This is a genomic window from Salinibacterium sp. NG253 (assembly GCF_015864945.1).
Taxonomy (GTDB): Bacteria; Actinomycetota; Actinomycetes; order Actinomycetales; family Microbacteriaceae; genus Rhodoglobus.
The window spans coordinates 355,076-371,907 of the sequence record NZ_JADYWF010000001.1 but is presented as its reverse complement, the minus strand read 5'-3'; the positions used below and the strand labels follow the sequence as shown (position 1 = coordinate 371,907).

Annotated in this window: 13 protein-coding genes and 4 tRNA genes; 9 read left to right on the top strand and 8 right to left on the bottom strand. The window is 59.3% G+C overall.

Translation table 11 applies throughout. The features are described from left to right. Positions 1-65 precede the first annotated feature (65 nt). Complete coding sequence (gene dxs, locus I6E52_RS01830) at positions 66-2,012, top strand: 1-deoxy-D-xylulose-5-phosphate synthase (RefSeq protein WP_197154459.1); 1,947 nt, start codon at positions 66-68, stop codon at positions 2,010-2,012. A gap of 126 nt (positions 2,013-2,138) precedes the next feature. Here dxs and I6E52_RS01825 read toward each other — a convergent pair whose 3' ends face one another. The 4 genes from I6E52_RS01825 to I6E52_RS01810 form a co-directional block, all read right to left on the bottom strand. After that, the gene (locus tag I6E52_RS01825; RefSeq protein WP_197154458.1) at positions 2,139-4,262 is read right to left on the bottom strand and encodes a 3-hydroxyacyl-CoA dehydrogenase NAD-binding domain-containing protein; all 2,124 of its coding nucleotides are present in this window, start codon (positions 4,260-4,262) and stop codon (positions 2,139-2,141) included. 2 nt (positions 4,263-4,264) lie between these two features. Next, on the bottom strand, positions 4,265-5,461 hold the full coding sequence (locus I6E52_RS01820; RefSeq protein ID WP_197154456.1) for a thiolase family protein: 1,197 nt from the start codon (positions 5,459-5,461) through the stop codon (positions 4,265-4,267). A gap of 77 nt (positions 5,462-5,538) precedes the next feature. Next, positions 5,539-6,795: an HRDC domain-containing protein gene (locus I6E52_RS01815; RefSeq protein ID WP_307842316.1), complete on the bottom strand. Its 1,257-nt coding sequence runs from the start codon at positions 6,793-6,795 to the stop codon at positions 5,539-5,541. After that, a complete protein-coding gene (locus tag I6E52_RS01810) occupies positions 6,788-7,384 on the bottom strand; it encodes a DUF3000 domain-containing protein (RefSeq protein ID WP_197154452.1) in 597 nt (198 codons plus the stop codon). The genes I6E52_RS01815 and I6E52_RS01810 overlap by 8 nt, the downstream gene beginning before the upstream one ends. Positions 7,385-7,463: 79 nt before the next feature. Between I6E52_RS01810 and I6E52_RS01805 the strand changes: the two genes are divergently transcribed. Continuing rightward, the gene (locus I6E52_RS01805) at positions 7,464-8,672 is read left to right on the top strand and encodes a S9 family peptidase (protein ID WP_197154451.1); all 1,209 of its coding nucleotides are present in this window, start codon (positions 7,464-7,466) and stop codon (positions 8,670-8,672) included. Positions 8,673-8,735: 63 nt separating this feature from the next. On the opposite strand, the gene I6E52_RS01800 is transcribed toward I6E52_RS01805, so the two are convergent. Continuing rightward, entirely contained in the window at positions 8,736-9,173 is a 438-nt protein-coding gene (locus I6E52_RS01800) for a SufE family protein (RefSeq protein WP_197124543.1), read from the bottom strand. Between the two features lie 9 nt (positions 9,174-9,182). Continuing rightward, a complete protein-coding gene (locus I6E52_RS01795; RefSeq protein WP_197124545.1) occupies positions 9,183-10,082 on the bottom strand; it encodes a sulfurtransferase in 900 nt (299 codons plus the stop codon). Positions 10,083-10,220: 138 nt separating this feature from the next. On the opposite strand from I6E52_RS01795, the gene zapE reads away from it, so the two are divergent. Together zapE and I6E52_RS01785 are read left to right on the top strand one after the other, a co-directional pair. Next, a complete protein-coding gene (gene zapE / locus I6E52_RS01790) occupies positions 10,221-11,231 on the top strand; it encodes a cell division protein ZapE (RefSeq protein WP_197154450.1) in 1,011 nt (336 codons plus the stop codon). 88 nt (positions 11,232-11,319) lie between these two features. Beyond that, complete coding sequence (locus tag I6E52_RS01785; RefSeq protein WP_197154449.1) at positions 11,320-12,399, top strand: ammonium transporter; 1,080 nt, start codon at positions 11,320-11,322, stop codon at positions 12,397-12,399. On the opposite strand, the gene I6E52_RS01780 is transcribed toward I6E52_RS01785, so the two are convergent. Both I6E52_RS01780 and I6E52_RS01775 read right to left on the bottom strand, forming a co-directional pair. Next, entirely contained in the window at positions 12,340-13,152 is an 813-nt protein-coding gene (locus tag I6E52_RS01780) for an EI24 domain-containing protein (protein WP_197154448.1), read from the bottom strand. The genes I6E52_RS01785 and I6E52_RS01780 overlap by 60 nt on opposite strands. A gap of 80 nt (positions 13,153-13,232) precedes the next feature. Beyond that, positions 13,233-13,305: transfer RNA gene (locus tag I6E52_RS01775), tRNA-Val, on the bottom strand. 115 nt (positions 13,306-13,420) lie between these two features. Between I6E52_RS01775 and I6E52_RS01770 the strand changes: the two genes are divergently transcribed. The 5 genes from I6E52_RS01770 to I6E52_RS01750 all read left to right on the top strand — a co-directional run bounded on the left by I6E52_RS01770 (position 13,421) and on the right by I6E52_RS01750 (position 16,820). After that, positions 13,421-13,492, top strand: a tRNA-Gly gene (locus I6E52_RS01770). A 40-nt stretch (positions 13,493-13,532) separates the two neighbouring features. Next, positions 13,533-13,603: transfer RNA gene (locus tag I6E52_RS01765), tRNA-Cys, on the top strand. A 32-nt stretch (positions 13,604-13,635) separates the two neighbouring features. Then, a tRNA-Val gene (locus I6E52_RS01760) sits at positions 13,636-13,707 on the top strand. Positions 13,708-13,813: 106 nt separating this feature from the next. Beyond that, positions 13,814-15,673, top strand: a complete 1,860-nt coding sequence (locus I6E52_RS01755; RefSeq protein WP_231601732.1) for a glycosyltransferase — start codon at positions 13,814-13,816, stop codon at positions 15,671-15,673. Further along, positions 15,666-16,820, top strand: a complete 1,155-nt coding sequence (locus I6E52_RS01750) for a hypothetical protein (RefSeq protein WP_197154447.1) — start codon at positions 15,666-15,668, stop codon at positions 16,818-16,820. Before I6E52_RS01755 ends, I6E52_RS01750 begins: the two co-directional genes overlap by 8 nt. Positions 16,821-16,832 lie beyond the last annotated feature (12 nt).

Genomic DNA, 16,832 nt, shown 5'->3' with positions numbered 1-16,832 from the left:
TGGGTCGTCTCAGAACCTCATGCACATTTGTTCAAAACAGGGAAGAAGAAGCCTAGACTGAGGGCATGAATTTACTCGAGGGAATCAACGGTCCCCGAGATCTTGATGGTCTCTCCACGGCGCAACTTACTCAACTAGCCCAAGAGATTCGTGAGTTTTTGATCGAGAATGTCTCGCGCACCGGTGGGCATTTGGGCCCGAATCTCGGCGTTGTCGAACTCACGACCGCTATCCACCGCGTATTCGATTCGCCGCGGGATGCCGTGGTGTTCGATACAGGACATCAGAGCTACGTTCACAAAATTTTGACCGGCCGCAAGGACTTCGCGAAACTTCGGTCGCAAGGGGGCCTCGCGGGGTATCCGCAGCGTTCTGAGTCAGAACACGACATCGTTGAAAGCTCGCACGCGTCGAGTTCGCTCTCGTGGGCTGACGGTATTTCTCGTGCCTTCGAGATGACGGGGCAGGGTGACCGCCATGTGGTCGCCGTGGTGGGCGATGGCGCTCTCACTGGCGGTATGACCTGGGAGGCGCTCAATAACATCAGCGATGACAACAGTCGCAATCTGGTCATCGTCGTCAACGACAACGGTCGCTCCTACGCGCCAACTATCGGCGGAATGGCGCACTTCCTCAACAGCGTGCGTACGCGCCGTTCCTACCGTTCGTTGCACGGTTCAAGCGAGCGTTTCTTTGGCGCATTCGGCGGGCCCGGTCGCGCACTCTATCGCGGCATCCGTGGTGGTACCCACGGTTTCCTCTCACGTGTCAGCAATAACGAGGCGCTGTATTCGAACCTCGATATCAAGTACTTGGGCCCGGTGCACGGTCACGACATCGGCGCGCTCACCGAGGCTCTGCAGCAGGCGAAGTCCTACGGTGCGCCTGTGATTGTGCACGCGATCACCGAAAAGGGTCGCGGCTATGAGCCGGCCTTGATGGATGTCGCCGATCAGTTCCATGCGGTGGGGCAGATTGATCCCGCAACGGGTGAACCGATTGAACCAAGTGGCGCGGAATCGTGGACGTCTGTGTTCTCTGAGGAGATCGTGAAGCTTGCGGATGAGAATCCTCGTCTCGTCGGTATCACCGCGGCGATGCTGAGGCCCACGGGACTCCACCGTTTCGCAGAGAAGTACCCGAAGCGCGTTCACGACGTCGGCATCGCCGAGCAGCATGCGGTCACGTCGGCGGCCGGACTCGCGTTCGGTGGCTTGCATCCCGTAGTCGCGCTCTATGCCACCTTTATGAACCGGGCATTTGATCAGGTTTTGATGGATGTCGCGCTCCATCGCGCAGGCGTGACTTTCGTTCTCGACCGGGCAGGCGTGACCGGTCCAGACGGCGCTAGCCATCACGGCATGTGGGACCTCGCGTTGCTGCAGGTCGTACCCAACATCCGTATTGCTGCGCCCCGCGACGCTGCGCGCCTCCGTGAGGAGTTGGGGGAGGCCATAGCGGTTGACGATGCACCCACGGTCGTTCGCTTCGCTAAGGGCACCGTAGGCACCGAATACGACGCCGTACGCCGCACCGACGACGGTGTTGATGTGTTGCGAGAAGACGATCAGCGCGATGTTCTCATCGTCACGGTCGGTTCGATGGCTAAGACTGGACTGCAAGTTGCCGAGCTCTTGGCAGCTCAAGGCATTGGTGCCACGGTGATTGACCCACGCTGGGTTGTCCCGGTGCCCAAGAGCGTCATTGATTTTGCCGCTGACCATCGCATCGTGATCACGATCGAAGACGGTGTGCGCGTGGGGGGAATTGGTACGCGAATCCGACAAGACATGCGCGCCAGTGGCGTGGATACCGCTGTGAACGAACTGGGGCTGCCCGACAGTTTCCTCGACCACGGCAGCCGCGACTACATCCTCAACCAGGTCGGTTTGACTCCACAACACATCGCTCGCGATGTCGTTGCGCAAGTACTGGGAAGCAAGATCCCTGTCGCGCGTCCGCTTGCAGAGCAGGATTCAGAAGAGTTCCGCCTGCCCGCAGAGCGCGGCTAGCTCGCAGTCTCGACACCGCCGCGAACATACCGAACGCGCTGTCGAGAGTGAGCGTCTAATGCCAAAGGCCCGGCTCAGAAATACTCTGAACCGGGCCTCTGTCGTGCGCTAGCTAGCGGCGAAGGATTACTGCACTCCGCGGATGGGCGGGTTGTGGAACGTGCTGCCGAAAGCTCGCTCCGACGCACCCGCGCGATCGAGGTACGGAGTGACGCCACCCATCTGGAACGGGTAACCCGCGCCGAGAATGAGGCAGAGGTCGATGTCTTCCGCCGCGGCAACTACGCCGTCCTCGAGCATCCGGTGAATCTCATCGGCCAGTCCATCTTCAATGCGGATCTGAAGTTCCTCAGCCGTCATCGGGGACGTTCCGCCCTTGACAATCTCTACGGCCTTCTTCGAGACGCCCTTCGACTTGCCCTTGCTGTCGCGGTCGAAAATGAATCCGAGCTCGGCTAGTTTGTGCAAGTTTTTGCTCTCGAAGAAACGCTCAGGGAACGCAGCGTGGTGAGTATCGAGCACGTGGGCGCCGACCTTGAGGCCAACCAACTCGAGCAGCTCGAACGGTGTCATCGGCAGGCCGAATGGGCGAGTCGATTCTTCGACAACCTCAAACGGGGTTCCAGTGTCGACAGCGTGCATCGCCTCACCGAGAACCTTGGCGAGAATACGGTTCACCACAAAACCAGGAGTGTCCGTCGTGATGACTGCATTCTTGCGCAGGTTCTTTGCGGTAACCATAGCTGTCGCGAGCGTCTCGTCGTTGGTGTGCGGCGTCTTCACAACCTCAATCAGCGGCATAACGGCCACCGGGTTGAAGAAGTGGAAGCCCACGACACGCTCAGGATGCTTGAGCTTGGCGCCGATCTGCTCCACCGAGAGTGAAGAGGTGTTTGTGGCCAAAATTGTTTCGTCAGAGATGAATTGTTCTACCTCAGCGAAGACGGCCTGCTTGGCGCCGAGTTCTTCGTAGATTGCTTCGATGACCCAGTCGCAGTCAGCGAAGTCAGCCTTGTTGGTTGTTCCCGTGACGAGTGCCTTGAGACGGTTGGTGTCGTCGGAGGAGAGGCGACCCTTCTCGTGCAGCTTGTCGATCTCAGCGTGGATCGCTGCGACGCCGGCATCCGTCGCGGTCTGGTCAAGGTCAGTAATGACCACCGGAACCTGCAGACGACGGACGAACAGCAACGCAAATTGACGCGCCATGAGACCTGCGCCGATGACGCCGACCTTGGTGACGGGGCGAGCGAGCTCCTTGTCGGGGGCTCCTGCTGGACGCTTGGCACGCTTCTGCACCAGGTTGAACGCGTAGATGCTGGCCTGGAATTGGTCACCCGAGATCATGTCGGCCAGAGCATTGTCTTCTGCTTCGAAACCCGTCTTCTTGTCGGTGTTCTTGGCAGCTTTCAGCAGCGCGAGAGCAGCGTAGGGAGACTTAGCAACGCGGCCGATGCGGTTAGCCAACATCTTGTCGGCGATGCCGATAGCGACATCCCACTTCACCGTGCGTTCGATCTTGCCCGGCTCGTTCTTGCGCTTAACCTTCGTGGTGCCGGCGATGACTCCGTCGGCCCAGCGGATTGAGTCTTCAAGGAAGTTTGCGGGGCCAAACATGGCGTCCGCGATGCCGAGCTCAAAAGCCTCAGGACCTTTGAGCATCCGGTTGTTCTTCAGCGGGTTCTCAATTACAACCTTGAGGGCGTTTTCGATGCCAATCAGGTTAGGCAACAACCATGCGCCACCCCAGCCGGGAATCAGGCCGAGGAATACCTCAGGAAGAGCGAAGGCGGGAACCGAGCTATCGATGGTGCGGTAGTCAGCATTGAGGGGAATCTCAACACCACCACCCAGTGCTAGTCCGTTGACAAATACGAATGATGGCACGCCAAGCTCGCTGAGCTTACCGAGCGCCCAGTGGCCCAACTGAGCCATCTGCTTGCCGGTCTCGCGGTCGGGAATCTCGCTGACCTTCGAGAGATCAGCACCGGCCGCGAAAATGAAGGGCTTGCCCGTGACGGCGACACCGTGGATTTCGCCAGCAGCGGCGCGTTCCTTTTGCTCGTCGAGCACCTTCGCAAACTCAAGCAGAGTTGCCGGGCCGAGTGTGTTCGGGCGGGTGTGGTCTTTGCCGTTGTCGAGAGTAATGAGGGCGAGCGTGCGGCCTGCGGAGAGCGGCACATCACGAACGAAGGAGTGAGTAATTACCTCGTCTTTAGCGAGGTCCGAAAGACGTGCAAACTGTTCGGTCATGGCTACTTTGCTCCCTTGTAGTTCGGGTTTTCCCAAATGACGGATCCACCCTGGCCGAGACCAACGCACATCGCGGTGAGGCCGAACTGCACCTCAGGGTGCTGCTCGAATTGGGCGGCAAGTTGGATCATCAGGCGAACACCTGACGATGCGAGGGGGTGGCCCATGGCGATAGCGCCGCCCCACTGGTTGACGCGAGGATCTTCGTCGTCAATTCCGAAGTGATCGAGCAAAGACAGCACCTGAACCGCGAAAGCTTCGTTGAGTTCGAAAAGGCCGATGTCGTTGATCGTCAAGCCAGCCTTGCGGAGCGCCTTCTCTGTTGAAGGGATCGGGCCGATTCCCATGATCTCTGGTTCCACGCCGGCGTAGGCGAAACTCACCATGCGCATCTTGGGCTTCAAGCCGAACTCGCGTGCGGCATCCCCGCTGGCGATGATGCTGGCGGTTGCACCGTCGTTCAGGCCGGACGCGTTGCCGGCGGTGATGCGTCCGTGTGAACGGAAGGGCGTCTTGAGCGCTGCGAGGCCCTCAAGAGTTGTTTCGGGGCGCAGGCCCTCGTCGCGGGTCGCCAATCCCCAGCCAGCTTCGCTCTTGGTGGCCACCGAGATGAGGTCGGGCTGAATGTTGTTGGCTTCGTACGCCGCGTTGGCTCGCTGCTGGCTGCGCAGAGCGAATGCGTCGGAGCGCTCCTTGGTGAGCTGCGGGAAACGGTCGTGCAGTTTCTCGGCCGTGTTGCCCATGTTGAGGGCTTCGGGATCAACGAGCTTCTCAGAGAGGAAGCGGGGGTTGGGGTCAACGCCCGAACCCATCGGGTGATGACCCATGTGCTCAACGCCTCCGGCGATGGCGAGGTCGTACGCACCGAACGCGATTCCGCCAGCCACGTTCGTGACGGCCGTCATGGCACCGGCACACATGCGATCAATCGCATAGCCGGGAACGGACTTTGGTAGACCAGCCAGCATCGCGGCACTACGACCGATCGTGAGGCCTTGATCTCCGGTCTGAGTTGTTGCCGCTATGGCTACTTCGTCGAAGCGATCCTTGGGGATCTGGGGATTCCGTTCCAGCACGCCGATCATCGCCTTGACGACGAGGTCATCGGCTCTGGTGTTCCAGAACATGCCCTTCTCGCCTGCACGTCCAAACGGAGTACGGACTCCATCTACGAATACAATCTCAGTTTCCTTGGCCACAATGCCTCCACTAAATCCTTGGATGTAGAACTGATCCTAGGTGGGGGAGATTAGCGTGGGGAATCCTTTGATTGTTCCTACGACTTGGTGTCGTCCGAGTCCTCAGGAGTTTGGTTGGCTTCGACAAAGGCTTCGGCGATTGACTGTGCAGATACGTCAAGTTGCCACTGGCGAGCGCCGAGCGCTGTGAGAGCGTCCGAGATGCTTTCGAGCGTGATTTCTGCGGGGGGATTCCACGCCACCCGCCGCAAGTGATCAGGGGTCAGCAGGTTCTCAATAGGGATAGACATCTCTTCGGAGAACTCCGCCATGATGGCGCGAGCAGCCTTGAGGCGACGATCTGCTGCGGGATTCTTATCTGACCACACCCGCGGTGGCGGAAGCGTGTCGCTGGCTACTCGCGACGCAGGAACGTCAGTAGATGCCAGCCCTGCCAAAATGGCCTGCCACCAGCGATCAATCTGCGTGCGGCTTGCGCGACCGCTGAATTCTCGAAGGCTCGACAATTCGCGCTTTGACTCGGGCAATAGCTTGGCGGCGGCCAACAGGGCGCCGTCGGGCACGAGCCGTCCTGGGGCGGTGTCGACTTCTTGAGCGTAAGCATCCCGTGCAAGCCACAACTCTCGTGCCACAGCCAAGTTTTTGCCGCCGCGAATTGAATGAACCCCGCTGAGACGGCGCCACGGTTCGGCGCGCACATGGCTTAAATCGCGAGCAAGAACTGATTCGAACTCTTGACGCGCAATGTCGCCCTTGCCATCGCCTTCCAGAACATCGCCGAGCGCTTCGCGGAGATCAACGAGCAACTCAACATCAAGGGCGGCATAGACGAGCCACGACTGAGGAAGAGGCCGTGTAGACCAATCCGCTGACGAATGCTCCTTCGCGAGATGGATGCCCAACAGATGTTCAACGACAGTGCCGAGTCCCACGCGGGGGAGGCCAGCGATGCGCGCCCCCAGTTCGGTGTCGAACAAGCGCGTCGGATGGAGGCCAACTTCACGCAAGCAGGTGAGGTCTTGCGTGGCCGCGTGCAGAATCCACTCTTCCGCTGCAATGACGTCGTTCAGTTCACTGAAGTCACCAATGGCGGGGGGATCGAAGAGGAAGGTGCCAGCCCCGCGGCGGAAAATTTGGATGAGGTACGCGCGCTGAGAGTAGCGGTAACCGCTTGCTCGTTCAGCATCGATTCCGATGGGGCCGTGACCGGCAGCAATGGCTGCCACGGCGGCAAGATATTCGTCCCGATCGTCAATGACGTCAACGGGAACATGAGGGGCTTGGGTAGCGTGCGACTCGCCCTCAGGGGCTGCACTGTCGGTGGCGCTACTCACGTCCAACTCTACGGGCCGACAACATAGTGACTCCTTCATTCGTGGGAGGAAGTCCGGCAAGCATGCAGACTAACTCGCTCCAGCCTTCCACATGTGCGGCAATATCGAGGTCTTGGGGGCTCCATGACGCTCGAAGTTCGATTTGTGCGCCATCCGGCTGGGACTCGAGTTCGCCAAATCCGGTGGACAGAATGCGGGTCGCAGTTCCCGATACTTGGTCGTACTGTGCGTTTCGGCTATCGAGCGCATCCACGAGCCACGACCACGTGACTTCGCTGAGGAACTGGTCGACACCGATCTCCGGCTCGAGCGGAGCTTGAGCGAAACAGATGATGCGAAATTCGCCGTCCCAGGCCTCGGGAGACGCCGGGTCATACAGAAGCACGAATCGGCCAGTGCCGAGATCGGAGTCTTCGCCATGGCGGGAAGGCGTAACATCCGCAGCAAGAGCAAACGACCAAGGAGCGATCTGCGTTGGTGCTGAAATCTCAGTAATCGCGAGCTCAGGGCGCAAAGTCGCAGCACGAAGCGACTCAACCGCTGAAGCAAATGCCGCGGGTGGTGTTGGTCCAGCTGGCGAATCGGGCACGACTGAAGATTAGGCTTTACGAGAACGATCGCTAGTGAGGCACGCCGCGCTAGGGCGGCTGCGAGACGGAGGTTTTGATATGCGGGCACGGGATCGCTTGCGCATTGTTGCCGGAGTCGCCGGCGGGGTCGCGATCGGTGCGGCCGCTATCGCCGCACTCGGTGTCGTGGCTGGGGCGGTGCTCTCGGTCTTTGTCGCCCGTCGCGTGGTAACTCCTCCCGGACGAGCCGACAGCAATCTGCGGATTCTCGCGGTCGGGGAGTCGACGATTGTGTTGTCCTCGGCGGAAGAGAGTCGAGCACCAGGGCGCTTCAGCCTGTGGTTTGCCGACGAAACGGGTTTCGCCCGCATTGGGCCTGTGGTTTCTCAGGGAGCGCAGTGGGTTGCGCGGGAGCTGATCGACGTTGAAACCGGTGTCCCGCATCCGGGAGACAACGCGCGCACGAGCGGATGGTTCTATCTGACGCCGGCTGGACTGGGACTTGAATTCTCTGAGGTGCAGATTCAGACAGAGCTGGGATTCGCGCCGGCCTGGCTCATTCCCGCACCTTCCCCGAGCACGACGTGGGCCATCCACATTCACGGTCGAGGTGTGCAGCGGCCAGAAACGGTTCGGGCGCTTGGCGAGTTTTACGATGCCGGAGTCACTTCTCTGTCGATTTCGTACCGCAACGACACTGAAGCGCCGGATTCGCTGGACGGGCGCTACGGGCTGGGTTCTACCGAGTATCGCGATGTCGACGCAGCGATCGCGTACGCCCGCTCTGCTGGTGCCGAGCGCATTATTCTCATGGGCTGGTCGATGGGTGGTGCAACCGCGCTTCACACTCTGATCCGCTCTCGCTACCGTGACATGATTATCGGGCTAGTGCTCGACTCTCCAGTGATTGCGTGGGGGCCGACCATCAAGTTGCACGGCGATTTGAATCGAATCCCCGCAATGATTCCCCGGGCTGCGGTGGCAGTGTTGGGCAGCGACCAAGCTCAACTTCTTGTGGGCACGGCACACCCGCTCGACTTCGACACCCTCAACTTTGTCGATCGTGCCGAAGAATTAGACCGCCCCATTTTGCTCATGCACAGCGAAGACGACGGATATGTTCCGGTTGAGCCCTCGCGAGCGCTAGCCGAAGCTCGGCCCGACATCGTCACTTACGAAGAGTTTGACACCGCGGGCCACACGAGACTGTGGAACTACGACAGCGAGCGGTGGCTCTTAGCGATCCGCACGTGGCTTGCGCTCCAATTGAGCACGGATGCCGGCCCCGGAGAGTCTGACGTCGCCTAGAGCTCGCAAACCGCGGGAGGTCGACCAATCCACCGGCGACTCTCGAGAATCGATAAAGCAGGCTTAGACGACGCTCTTCAGGCGGATCTGTCGTTTCGCACGCGCCAGCATGCCCGTCATTCCGCGCAGTCGCAGTGGGCTCACGGCCTTAGCGAGACCCAGCGATTGGGGGTAGTCGTCGGAGAGTTCAAGTACTTCGTTGCTGCTCAGCCCGGACAATCCTTGCGCCAAGATTGACGCGAAGCCACGAGTAGTCGGTGCTTCCGGTGGCGCCGTCGCATACATATGAACGATGTCGTTCTCGACTTCAATAAAGATGAAAACGGGAGACTGACATTCCTCAACCCGCTCAAAGAGATCGGGGTGGTCCCGGTACCTCTCAGGCAGCTCAGGGAGCTCGTTAGCGAACTCAAGCAGGAGTTGCAGCCGATCCCTCAGCTCAAGCTCCAGAAAGTCGTCACGAATCTCGGCCAACTGGGTAGGGATCTGCTGCTCACTCACCACGTCAGTCTAACGGGACGGTACGTCACCGGGTTCTGTGCCCACGGTGATCGGAACAGCGACCAAGGAACCCCACTCGGTCCACGATCCGTCGTAGTTGCGCACGTTCTCGAAGCCCATCAAGTAGTTCAGTACGAACCAAGTATGGCTCGAACGCTCACCGATGCGGCAATAAGCCACTACTTGGTCGCCATCCTTGAGTCCAGCGCCATCACGGTAGATCGCGTTGAGTTCATCGAGAGGGCGGAAGGTGCCATCTTCTGCAACGGCCTTTGACCACGGCACACTCTGTGCGCTCGGGATGTGACCGGCACGCAGAGCGCCTTCTTCAGGGTAGGCAGGAGCGCTTGTGCGTTCTCCGCTGTACTCCTCGGGAGAGCGGACATCGATCAGTGGGTTTCCCAAGTGGGCGAGCACGTCGTCACGGAATGCACGAATCACGGAATCGTCGCGCTCAATGATCGGGTACTCGGTGGGCGTCGGAGTGGGGACCTCGAGCGTGTACTCGCGACCATCCGCTTCCCACTTGGCGCGGCCTCCATCCAAGAGTCGTACGTCTTCGTGGCCAAACAGGGTGAATACCCACAGTGCGTAGGCTGCCCACCAGTTGGTCTTGTCGCCATAAATGACGACCGTGGTGTCGCGAGCAATGCCGCTGCGCGACATGAGCTCGGCAAATTCTTCGCCATTGATGTAATCGCGGGTGACCGGGTCGTTGAGGTCCGTGTGCCAATCGATCTTGACGGCGGTGCGAATATGACCGGTTTCATAGAGGAGCACGTCTTCGTCAGATTCCACTACAACGAGACCGGGCTTGCCGAGTCGTTCTTCAAGCCAGTCTGCAGTGACCAATCGTTCCGGGTGCGAGAACTCAGCAAATTGCGGGGCTGGGTCGTTTTCGATAGTCATAACTACCTCCGATTGTGGGTGGAAAAACTGGTGTGGGCTTCAAACTAAGCTTGATGGGTCCCTTGCCCAAGAAATTACGCATTCGCCGCTGATTACACCGCGTTGCCGTAAGACTGCGAAAAATAACCGAGGCTGAGAATGAGCGCTACTGCGCCTACGACTCCTGAGCGTCTAGTCGATCGTATCCCGTCGTTGACCGGAGCGCAGATGCTTGCCGAACTTGTGCCACCCCGCCAGTTCACTGGTGCGACTTTGGAGTCGTATCGTCCCGACCGCGACTACCCGTCACAGGGGGCTGCCGTGGCAGCGATGCGGCACTTTCTGACCAGTGCGCAGAAGGCAAAACTCTTCTCGCGGAAGAAAGTACCGGTGGCAAAGCCGGGTGTCTACCTCGACGGTGGATTTGGCGTAGGCAAGACCCACTTGCTGGCAGCGCTCTGGCATCAGACGGCGGGCCGAAAGTACTTTGGTACCTTCATCGAGTACACGGCTTTGGTCGGCGCCGTCGGCTACGCACCGGCTGTTCAGCTTCTCAAAGGGGCAACGCTTGTCTGCATTGACGAGTTCGAACTGGACGATCCCGGCGATACACGTCTTATTTCTCGACTGCTTTCAGAGCTTGTTGCATCGGGAACGAAAATTGCAGCAACATCTAATACTCCGCCCAATGCCCTTGGCGAGGGGCGTTTCGCGGCCCAAGACTTCATGCGCGAAATTGACTCCCTCGCGGCCAAGTTCGAGACGATCCGAATTGATGGCCTCGACTACCGCCGACGCGATACTGGTGCGCATGCCGTAGCGGTCGACGATGCGGCTGCTGCAATCTCTGCTGTGTCGGGCGTCGTCACCCTGGACTCATTCGATGGTGTGCTCAAGCACTTGGCCGGCGTGCATCCCTCGCGCTACGTCAAGCTGATCGAAGGTATCGACGCGATTGCGTTGACCGGCGTGCATGAGTTCACTAATCAGACCGATGCGTTGCGTTTCGTGGCCTTCGTCGACCGCCTTTACGACGCCCAGATCCCGGTGTACGCCGAGGGAAGCCCGCTGGATGCGGTTTTCCCCGAGGACATGCTGAATGGGGGATACAGCAAGAAGTATCTGCGAGCAGTTTCGCGCCTTATTGCTCTCACCTCTAACAACGCCTAGTACGATTCGCTGTATCGCGCCGGCACGTCACGATCCGGGCGGTTTTTGGGGAATCTGAGCGGTAACTGTCGAGCTGGGGAGGCTAGCGATGGTCGGAGATGGAATAGCAGCAGCCATCGGTGTCGTAGCGCTCGTCCTGCTGTTTTTCTCGCTCGTTCTCCTGTACTCGAGCACTCTTCCGGCGGTCACATGGCGGCGTCTCGTTCTGGAGTCTCTGGCCTGCGCCGTGCCCGGAGCCGTGGCGTGGACATTGATCATTCCGGCATTGGGCATAAGTCTTCGACTGGTGATGATGCCTTCGCTGGCAGCCTTGGGCGCCGTGTGTTGTTTTCTCGTCACGCTCGTCTCCCGAAGCTCGGGGGCATCTCTCGTCCGAAGCGTCATTTACAGCTGTTTCTGGGCGGTAGGCGTCTACGTTCCGATCGCCGTGCGCACTTTTGAGCCATTCGGCACGATTACCCCGTTCGGGTTGAATCCCATCGACCACGGTGGCGCTCTCGTCATGAGCGTTGCTGTAGGCGCGAGCATGTTGGCGGTGCTGGTCGTAGAGCGACACTCTCTCATCCGTGGTGCACGGATGACCCTGCCGGTGCCCCTCGGGGTCGCCGCCCTTGTCGGGGTTGTCTTCTCCTGGCTCCTGTGGCTCGTAGGCGCCGAATTTGCGCTCGATGATGTTGTAGGTCTCATCGTCACCAACGGCGCTGTCAGTGCGGTTTTTGGCGTGATCGGGTGGGTGGCGGTACAGCTGATCAACCATGGGGTTGTCGCGCTCAGGTCCTTGGCGGGAGGTGGCGTCAGCGGTCTCATCGCTGTCAGCGCCGGCGCTCCGCTTTTCACGCCGGTTTCAGCCGCGGTTGCGGGGTTGATCGCTGGAGCTGTTGCGTGCGCGTTCACGGTTCGAAAGGGTTCGCCACTGGGGAACCAACTTCGTTTTTTGGTCAACGCTCATTTGATGGGCGGGAGCATTGGAGTGGTTTCGCTTGGCGTGCTCGCGACCGGGTCGGGGTTTCTGTTCACGGGGCAGACATACATCGTCGAGCAACAGTTCCTGAGTGTTATTGCCACTGCCAGCTATGCCTTCGTGGTGTCGTCAGTCTTCTGGTGGTTGCTAGGCCGGATCCGGAGTGGCGTTGACGGACGTCGGCCGCACATCCTCACCCAGCGCTGAACGCGTCAGGAGTGTTGCGCCGGCGAGTGCGGCAGGCATCGCTACGACCGCACCTAGAGGGATCAGAAACACCAGATAGGTGGCAGCTCCGAAGCCCACTGCGCGGGCGCGAGTGCCGCGAAGAGCGCGCCGCCGTGCAGTGAGGTGTATGCCACGGGCTTCAAACGGGATGTTGCCCAATTCGACGACGAGAAGCCAGCCACCGAGAAGGGCGCCGGCGGTCGCGGCGACAGCAGAGCCAACTACGGGGATGAAGCCGAGCACAAGGACAAGAATGGCCAACCCGACTGTGGGGATCAGTACTCGAATACCTTCCCCGATACCACGCCGAACGTCCTTCCAGAAGCCGAGGGGCTGCTGCGCTGGGGGAGCGCCGTTGATAGCGTCGACGTGCGCGGAGATCTTTCGGTAGAACGCGTCCCCCACCATCAGCGTCGTTGTCGTATATGTATTGACAACAATCAAGATGCTGGCGAGCACCACCGCTAAACCCGCAGCGAGCTGAGTTGCAGTCTGCGCGAGCTCTCCCCAGTCATTGGCGAACGGCGTCAGAAAGCTGGCCACCGACTGGATGTTCGCAAACAACGTGACGAGCACGGCAATCGCGATGACGCCGACGATTGCTGCTGGCACCATGCCAAGCAACATGAGGCGAGGTGCCGTAATCCAAATTCGGAAACCCCGAAACAGAAAACTTGCACCAATGAAGAACTCGCGGATGCCTGAAGGGCGTCTCTGCGAAGGAATGGCCATGAACCAAGGTTACTGGGCGAACGGTGCCAATTCGCCCGTCACAACAGGCTTGTGGGCTGCCCTGACGGGGCATACTTCGGTGGGCGATACCGGACTCGAACCGATGACCTCTTCCGTGTGAAGGAAGCGCGCTACCAACTGCGCCAATCGCCCGCAGATCAATCTTCGCATATCTCGACGACACGCTCGCCACCGAATTGGAACTTCGCGCACTCTTCGTATACAGTCATCTAGCACGCGAAAACGGGTAACCGAATAGCTTGTAAATGCGGATGTGGCGCAGTGGTAGCGCATAACCTTGCCAAGGTTAGGGTCGCGAGTTCGAATCTCGTCATCCGCTCAAGTGGGAAGTGTCAGCCTCGCTGGCACTTTCCATGTGCGGTGGAGTGGCCGAGAGGCGAGGCAGCGGCCTGCAAAGCCGTATACGCGGGTTCAAATCCCGTCTCCACCTCGTAACGAGTGTTTTACGTAACTAAATAGCATGAGCGATTGGCGCAGCGGTAGCGCGCTTCCCTGACACGGAAGAGGTCGCTGGTTCGATCCCAGTATCGCTCACAGATGAAGCCCCGGTTCGCCGGGGCTTCTGCTTTTTAACCCGCTAGGCGTGCGGGGTTTCAGCGTGGCACCCCCTAGCGGCCGGAGAATGCGCGACGATAGGGCCATGGGGAAAATCGGGGAACCATCGCAGCAAAGTGAAGCTTTTGTCCAGCTCTTGCTCGATGAAGGGCTCGCAACCCACAGCCAAATCGCGGAAGCACGCGCTGTTAAAGCCCGCTCGGGTGTTCACATCGACCAAACGCTCGCCAGTCGAGGCCACCTCGATGACGCAACATTGGTGGACGTGATATCGCGAGTGTGGAACATTGAGCGAGCGCCGATGTCTGAGGTAGATGGTGACTTCGCCCGCCAATGGAGCGGACAGCTCTACATCGCCGAGAACTGGATGCCACTCCGCGAGCTGACTGACGGTCGTGCGCTTGTTGCGACAGCCCGTGTTCCGGATGAGGAGCGCAGCGAGCGGATCGCAGCCGCATTGGGGCGAGACGTCGTTTTTGTCGCGGCGACATCCGCCCAGATTTGGCACACGATCCTCGACGTTTTTGGGCCGCTGATCGCTGATCAGGCCGCGAATGAGTTGTGGAACCGCAACCCGGTGTTGTCGGCCCGCACGGTTGCGTCACGTGGGCAAAAAATTGGGTTCATCCTCTTGCTGATCGTCTTTGTGGTTGCTTTGGTTCTCTGGCCGGCGATCACAGTGATCTCGCTCATCGCAATAATGAGCCTGGTATTTCTCGCCGGCACGGCTTTCAAGTTCTTTATCTCTTTGCGCGGAGCACGTTTCGATCTGGTCGAACGAGTCTCCGATCGTGAGGTCGAAGAACTCAATAACGATGACCTGCCGCGATACACGGTGCTTGTGCCGGTCTTCAAAGAGGCAAATATCGTCGCTCAGCTCGTCAAGAATCTCGGCGATATCGATTGGCCGACAAATCGGCTTGAGGTTTTCGTGTTGATTGAAGAATCGGACGATGAGACGAGGGCCGCGTTCGAAGCCAGTTCCCCTCCCGATCATTTTCAGATCATCACGATTCCCGCAGGCCATCCCCAGACGAAGCCGCGTGCGTGCAACGTCGGGCTATTTTTTGCCACGGGGGACTACCTCGTCATTTTTGATGCCGAAGATACTCCGGAACCTGACCAGCTCAAGAAGGCGTATATCTCCTTCCAGCGTGGCGGAGAGAAGACGGTCTGTGTCCAGGCCGCGTTGAACTATTTCAACTCGCGCGAGAATATTTTGACCCGGATGTTCTCGCTCGAGTACGGCTACTGGTTCGACTACATGTTGTCTGGCCTTGATTCGCTCGACCTTCCCATCCCACTTGGCGGCACCTCGAATCATTTCCGCACTGAGGCCCTCAAGAGCCTGGGCGGGTGGGATCCGTACAACGTCACCGAAGACGCCGATCTGGGCATTCGGGCGAGTGCCCTTGGCTACCGGGTCGGTGTGGTGAATTCAGCAACGATGGAAGAAGCCAACAAGTCGATTCCCAACTTTATCCGGCAACGTAGTCGGTGGATCAAGGGCTACATGCAGACAACTCTCGTGCATGCGCGTCGGCCCGTAGCCCTCTTGAGGGAGATCGGCTTCTGGCGTTTCAGCAGTTTCGTCTTGCTTATCGCGGGCACTCCAGCAACCTTCTTGGGAGTGCTGCCGTTTTATATCCTCACGGTGCTTTCGCTCGTGCTCCCCACCGAGCTTGTCGGGCAGTTCTTCCCTGTCTGGTTGCTGTGGGTGTGCTTCCTTAACTTCATCATCGGCAGCTCGATCATGGTGTATTTATCGATGATGGGGCCCTATAAACGGGGAACATTCGCGCTCGTTCCCTGGGCGCTACTGAATCCCTTGTACTGGATTCTGCACTCGATCGCGTCCTACAAGGCGCTCTGGCAGCTCATCACGAAACCGCACTACTGGGAGAAGACGGAGCATGGCCTGACGAGCCAGACCAATCATGAGTGAGCCGCTGACGAACACGCGGGCGCTTCGTATCGCGACCCGACCTCCACGGACTCGCCTCGATGTTTGGCCGCGACGAACTCATCGCCGCTGGCTGCTCCGTGGCATCTTCGCTCTTCCCTACGTCATCTTCGCGGTCGTCGTGTCAGCGCTGGGAGCGACGGACTCTCCGAACGCCACGCTTGTTGCGCGAGCTACCCAGATCGATTGGGAGCGGGCAGACGCCCAATGGTTGGGAGAGATCTTCCCGCCCATCAGTACCTTGCTCGCGGCATTTGTGCCTGGTGGGGCGCTGACGCTTTCGATTATCGGAGCGCTGAGCGCCGGAGTCTTCCTGCAGAAGCTCATTGAGATCATGGTGCAGCGGCGCTTCGCGCGATCGACGATCGTTATTCTCATGATGGCCCTCGCGCTTAACCCCCTCTTTTTCTACAACGCGACGCAAAACTACGCAGCCTTTCTGGGGCTTCTTCTTTTCGGGCTTGGACTGTCACACATCGTGAGATTTGTGACGTGGGGTAACACAGAGTCTGGTTTTCGCGTCGGAATCTACTTCATGGTCGCGGTGCTCACCGATGTGACAGCACTCGTGTACGTCACTGCTGCGGCGCTCTCCGCGCCTATCCTTCGCCATCGTCGCGTGGGAGTAGTCGGCGCTCGACGGGCAAACGCGCTCGTCATTCTTTATCCCGCCGTCTCCGCGCTCATTTCCCTCGCCGTTCTCAACGCTCTCTTTCTTGGGCGTCCTTTCGCCGGGGCAACTCAGTCTGCGTTTACTGGATTCGGCGATCGACTCGTTGTCGTTGGCCAATTCTTTAGCACTACTGAGGGCCTATTCGTGATCGCACCCCTCGTCAGTGCGTGGCTGGTTGCGCTCATTGTTCGCAGGCCGGGTGCGATCATTATTTCGACCCTTGTTTTTGGCGCCTTTATCGTCGGGTTCGCCCTCGGACTCTTGCCTAACGGCTCCACTGGAAATATTTTCATGGCGATGACGCTTCTCGCTATCGCCCTTATCCCGACTGCTCGAAGCGCCAGGGGAACGCTGATGATCTCGCTCGTGGGGGTTTTGCAACTCCTGATTGGGTGGGCCAACGCGCTTACCAGTACGGCGCTTGCTCTGTGGGCGAGCCAGATCTTTGGTGGCTAGAGCATTTAGTGA

Bases quoted from the DNA above. Each gene is read 5' to 3' on its own strand.
- I6E52_RS01795 (WP_197124545.1), bottom strand. From the start codon at position 10,082: ATGACTATCGAAAACGACCCAGCCCCGCAATTTGCTGAGTTCTCGCAC.
- I6E52_RS01750 (WP_197154447.1), top strand. From the start codon at position 15,666: ATGAGTGAGCCGCTGACGAACACGCGGGCGCTTCGTATCGCGACCCGA.
- I6E52_RS01825 (WP_197154458.1), bottom strand. From the start codon at position 4,262: ATGACCGAACAGTTTGCACGTCTTTCGGACCTCGCTAAAGACGAGGTA.
- I6E52_RS01780 (WP_197154448.1), bottom strand. From the start codon at position 13,152: ATGGCCATTCCTTCGCAGAGACGCCCTTCAGGCATCCGCGAGTTCTTC.
- I6E52_RS01755 (WP_231601732.1), top strand. From the start codon at position 13,814: ATGGGGAAAATCGGGGAACCATCGCAGCAAAGTGAAGCTTTTGTCCAG.
- I6E52_RS01805 (WP_197154451.1), top strand. From the start codon at position 7,464: ATGCGGGCACGGGATCGCTTGCGCATTGTTGCCGGAGTCGCCGGCGGG.
- zapE (WP_197154450.1), top strand. From the start codon at position 10,221: ATGAGCGCTACTGCGCCTACGACTCCTGAGCGTCTAGTCGATCGTATC.
- I6E52_RS01785 (WP_197154449.1), top strand. From the start codon at position 11,320: ATGGTCGGAGATGGAATAGCAGCAGCCATCGGTGTCGTAGCGCTCGTC.
- dxs (WP_197154459.1), top strand. From the start codon at position 66: ATGAATTTACTCGAGGGAATCAACGGTCCCCGAGATCTTGATGGTCTC.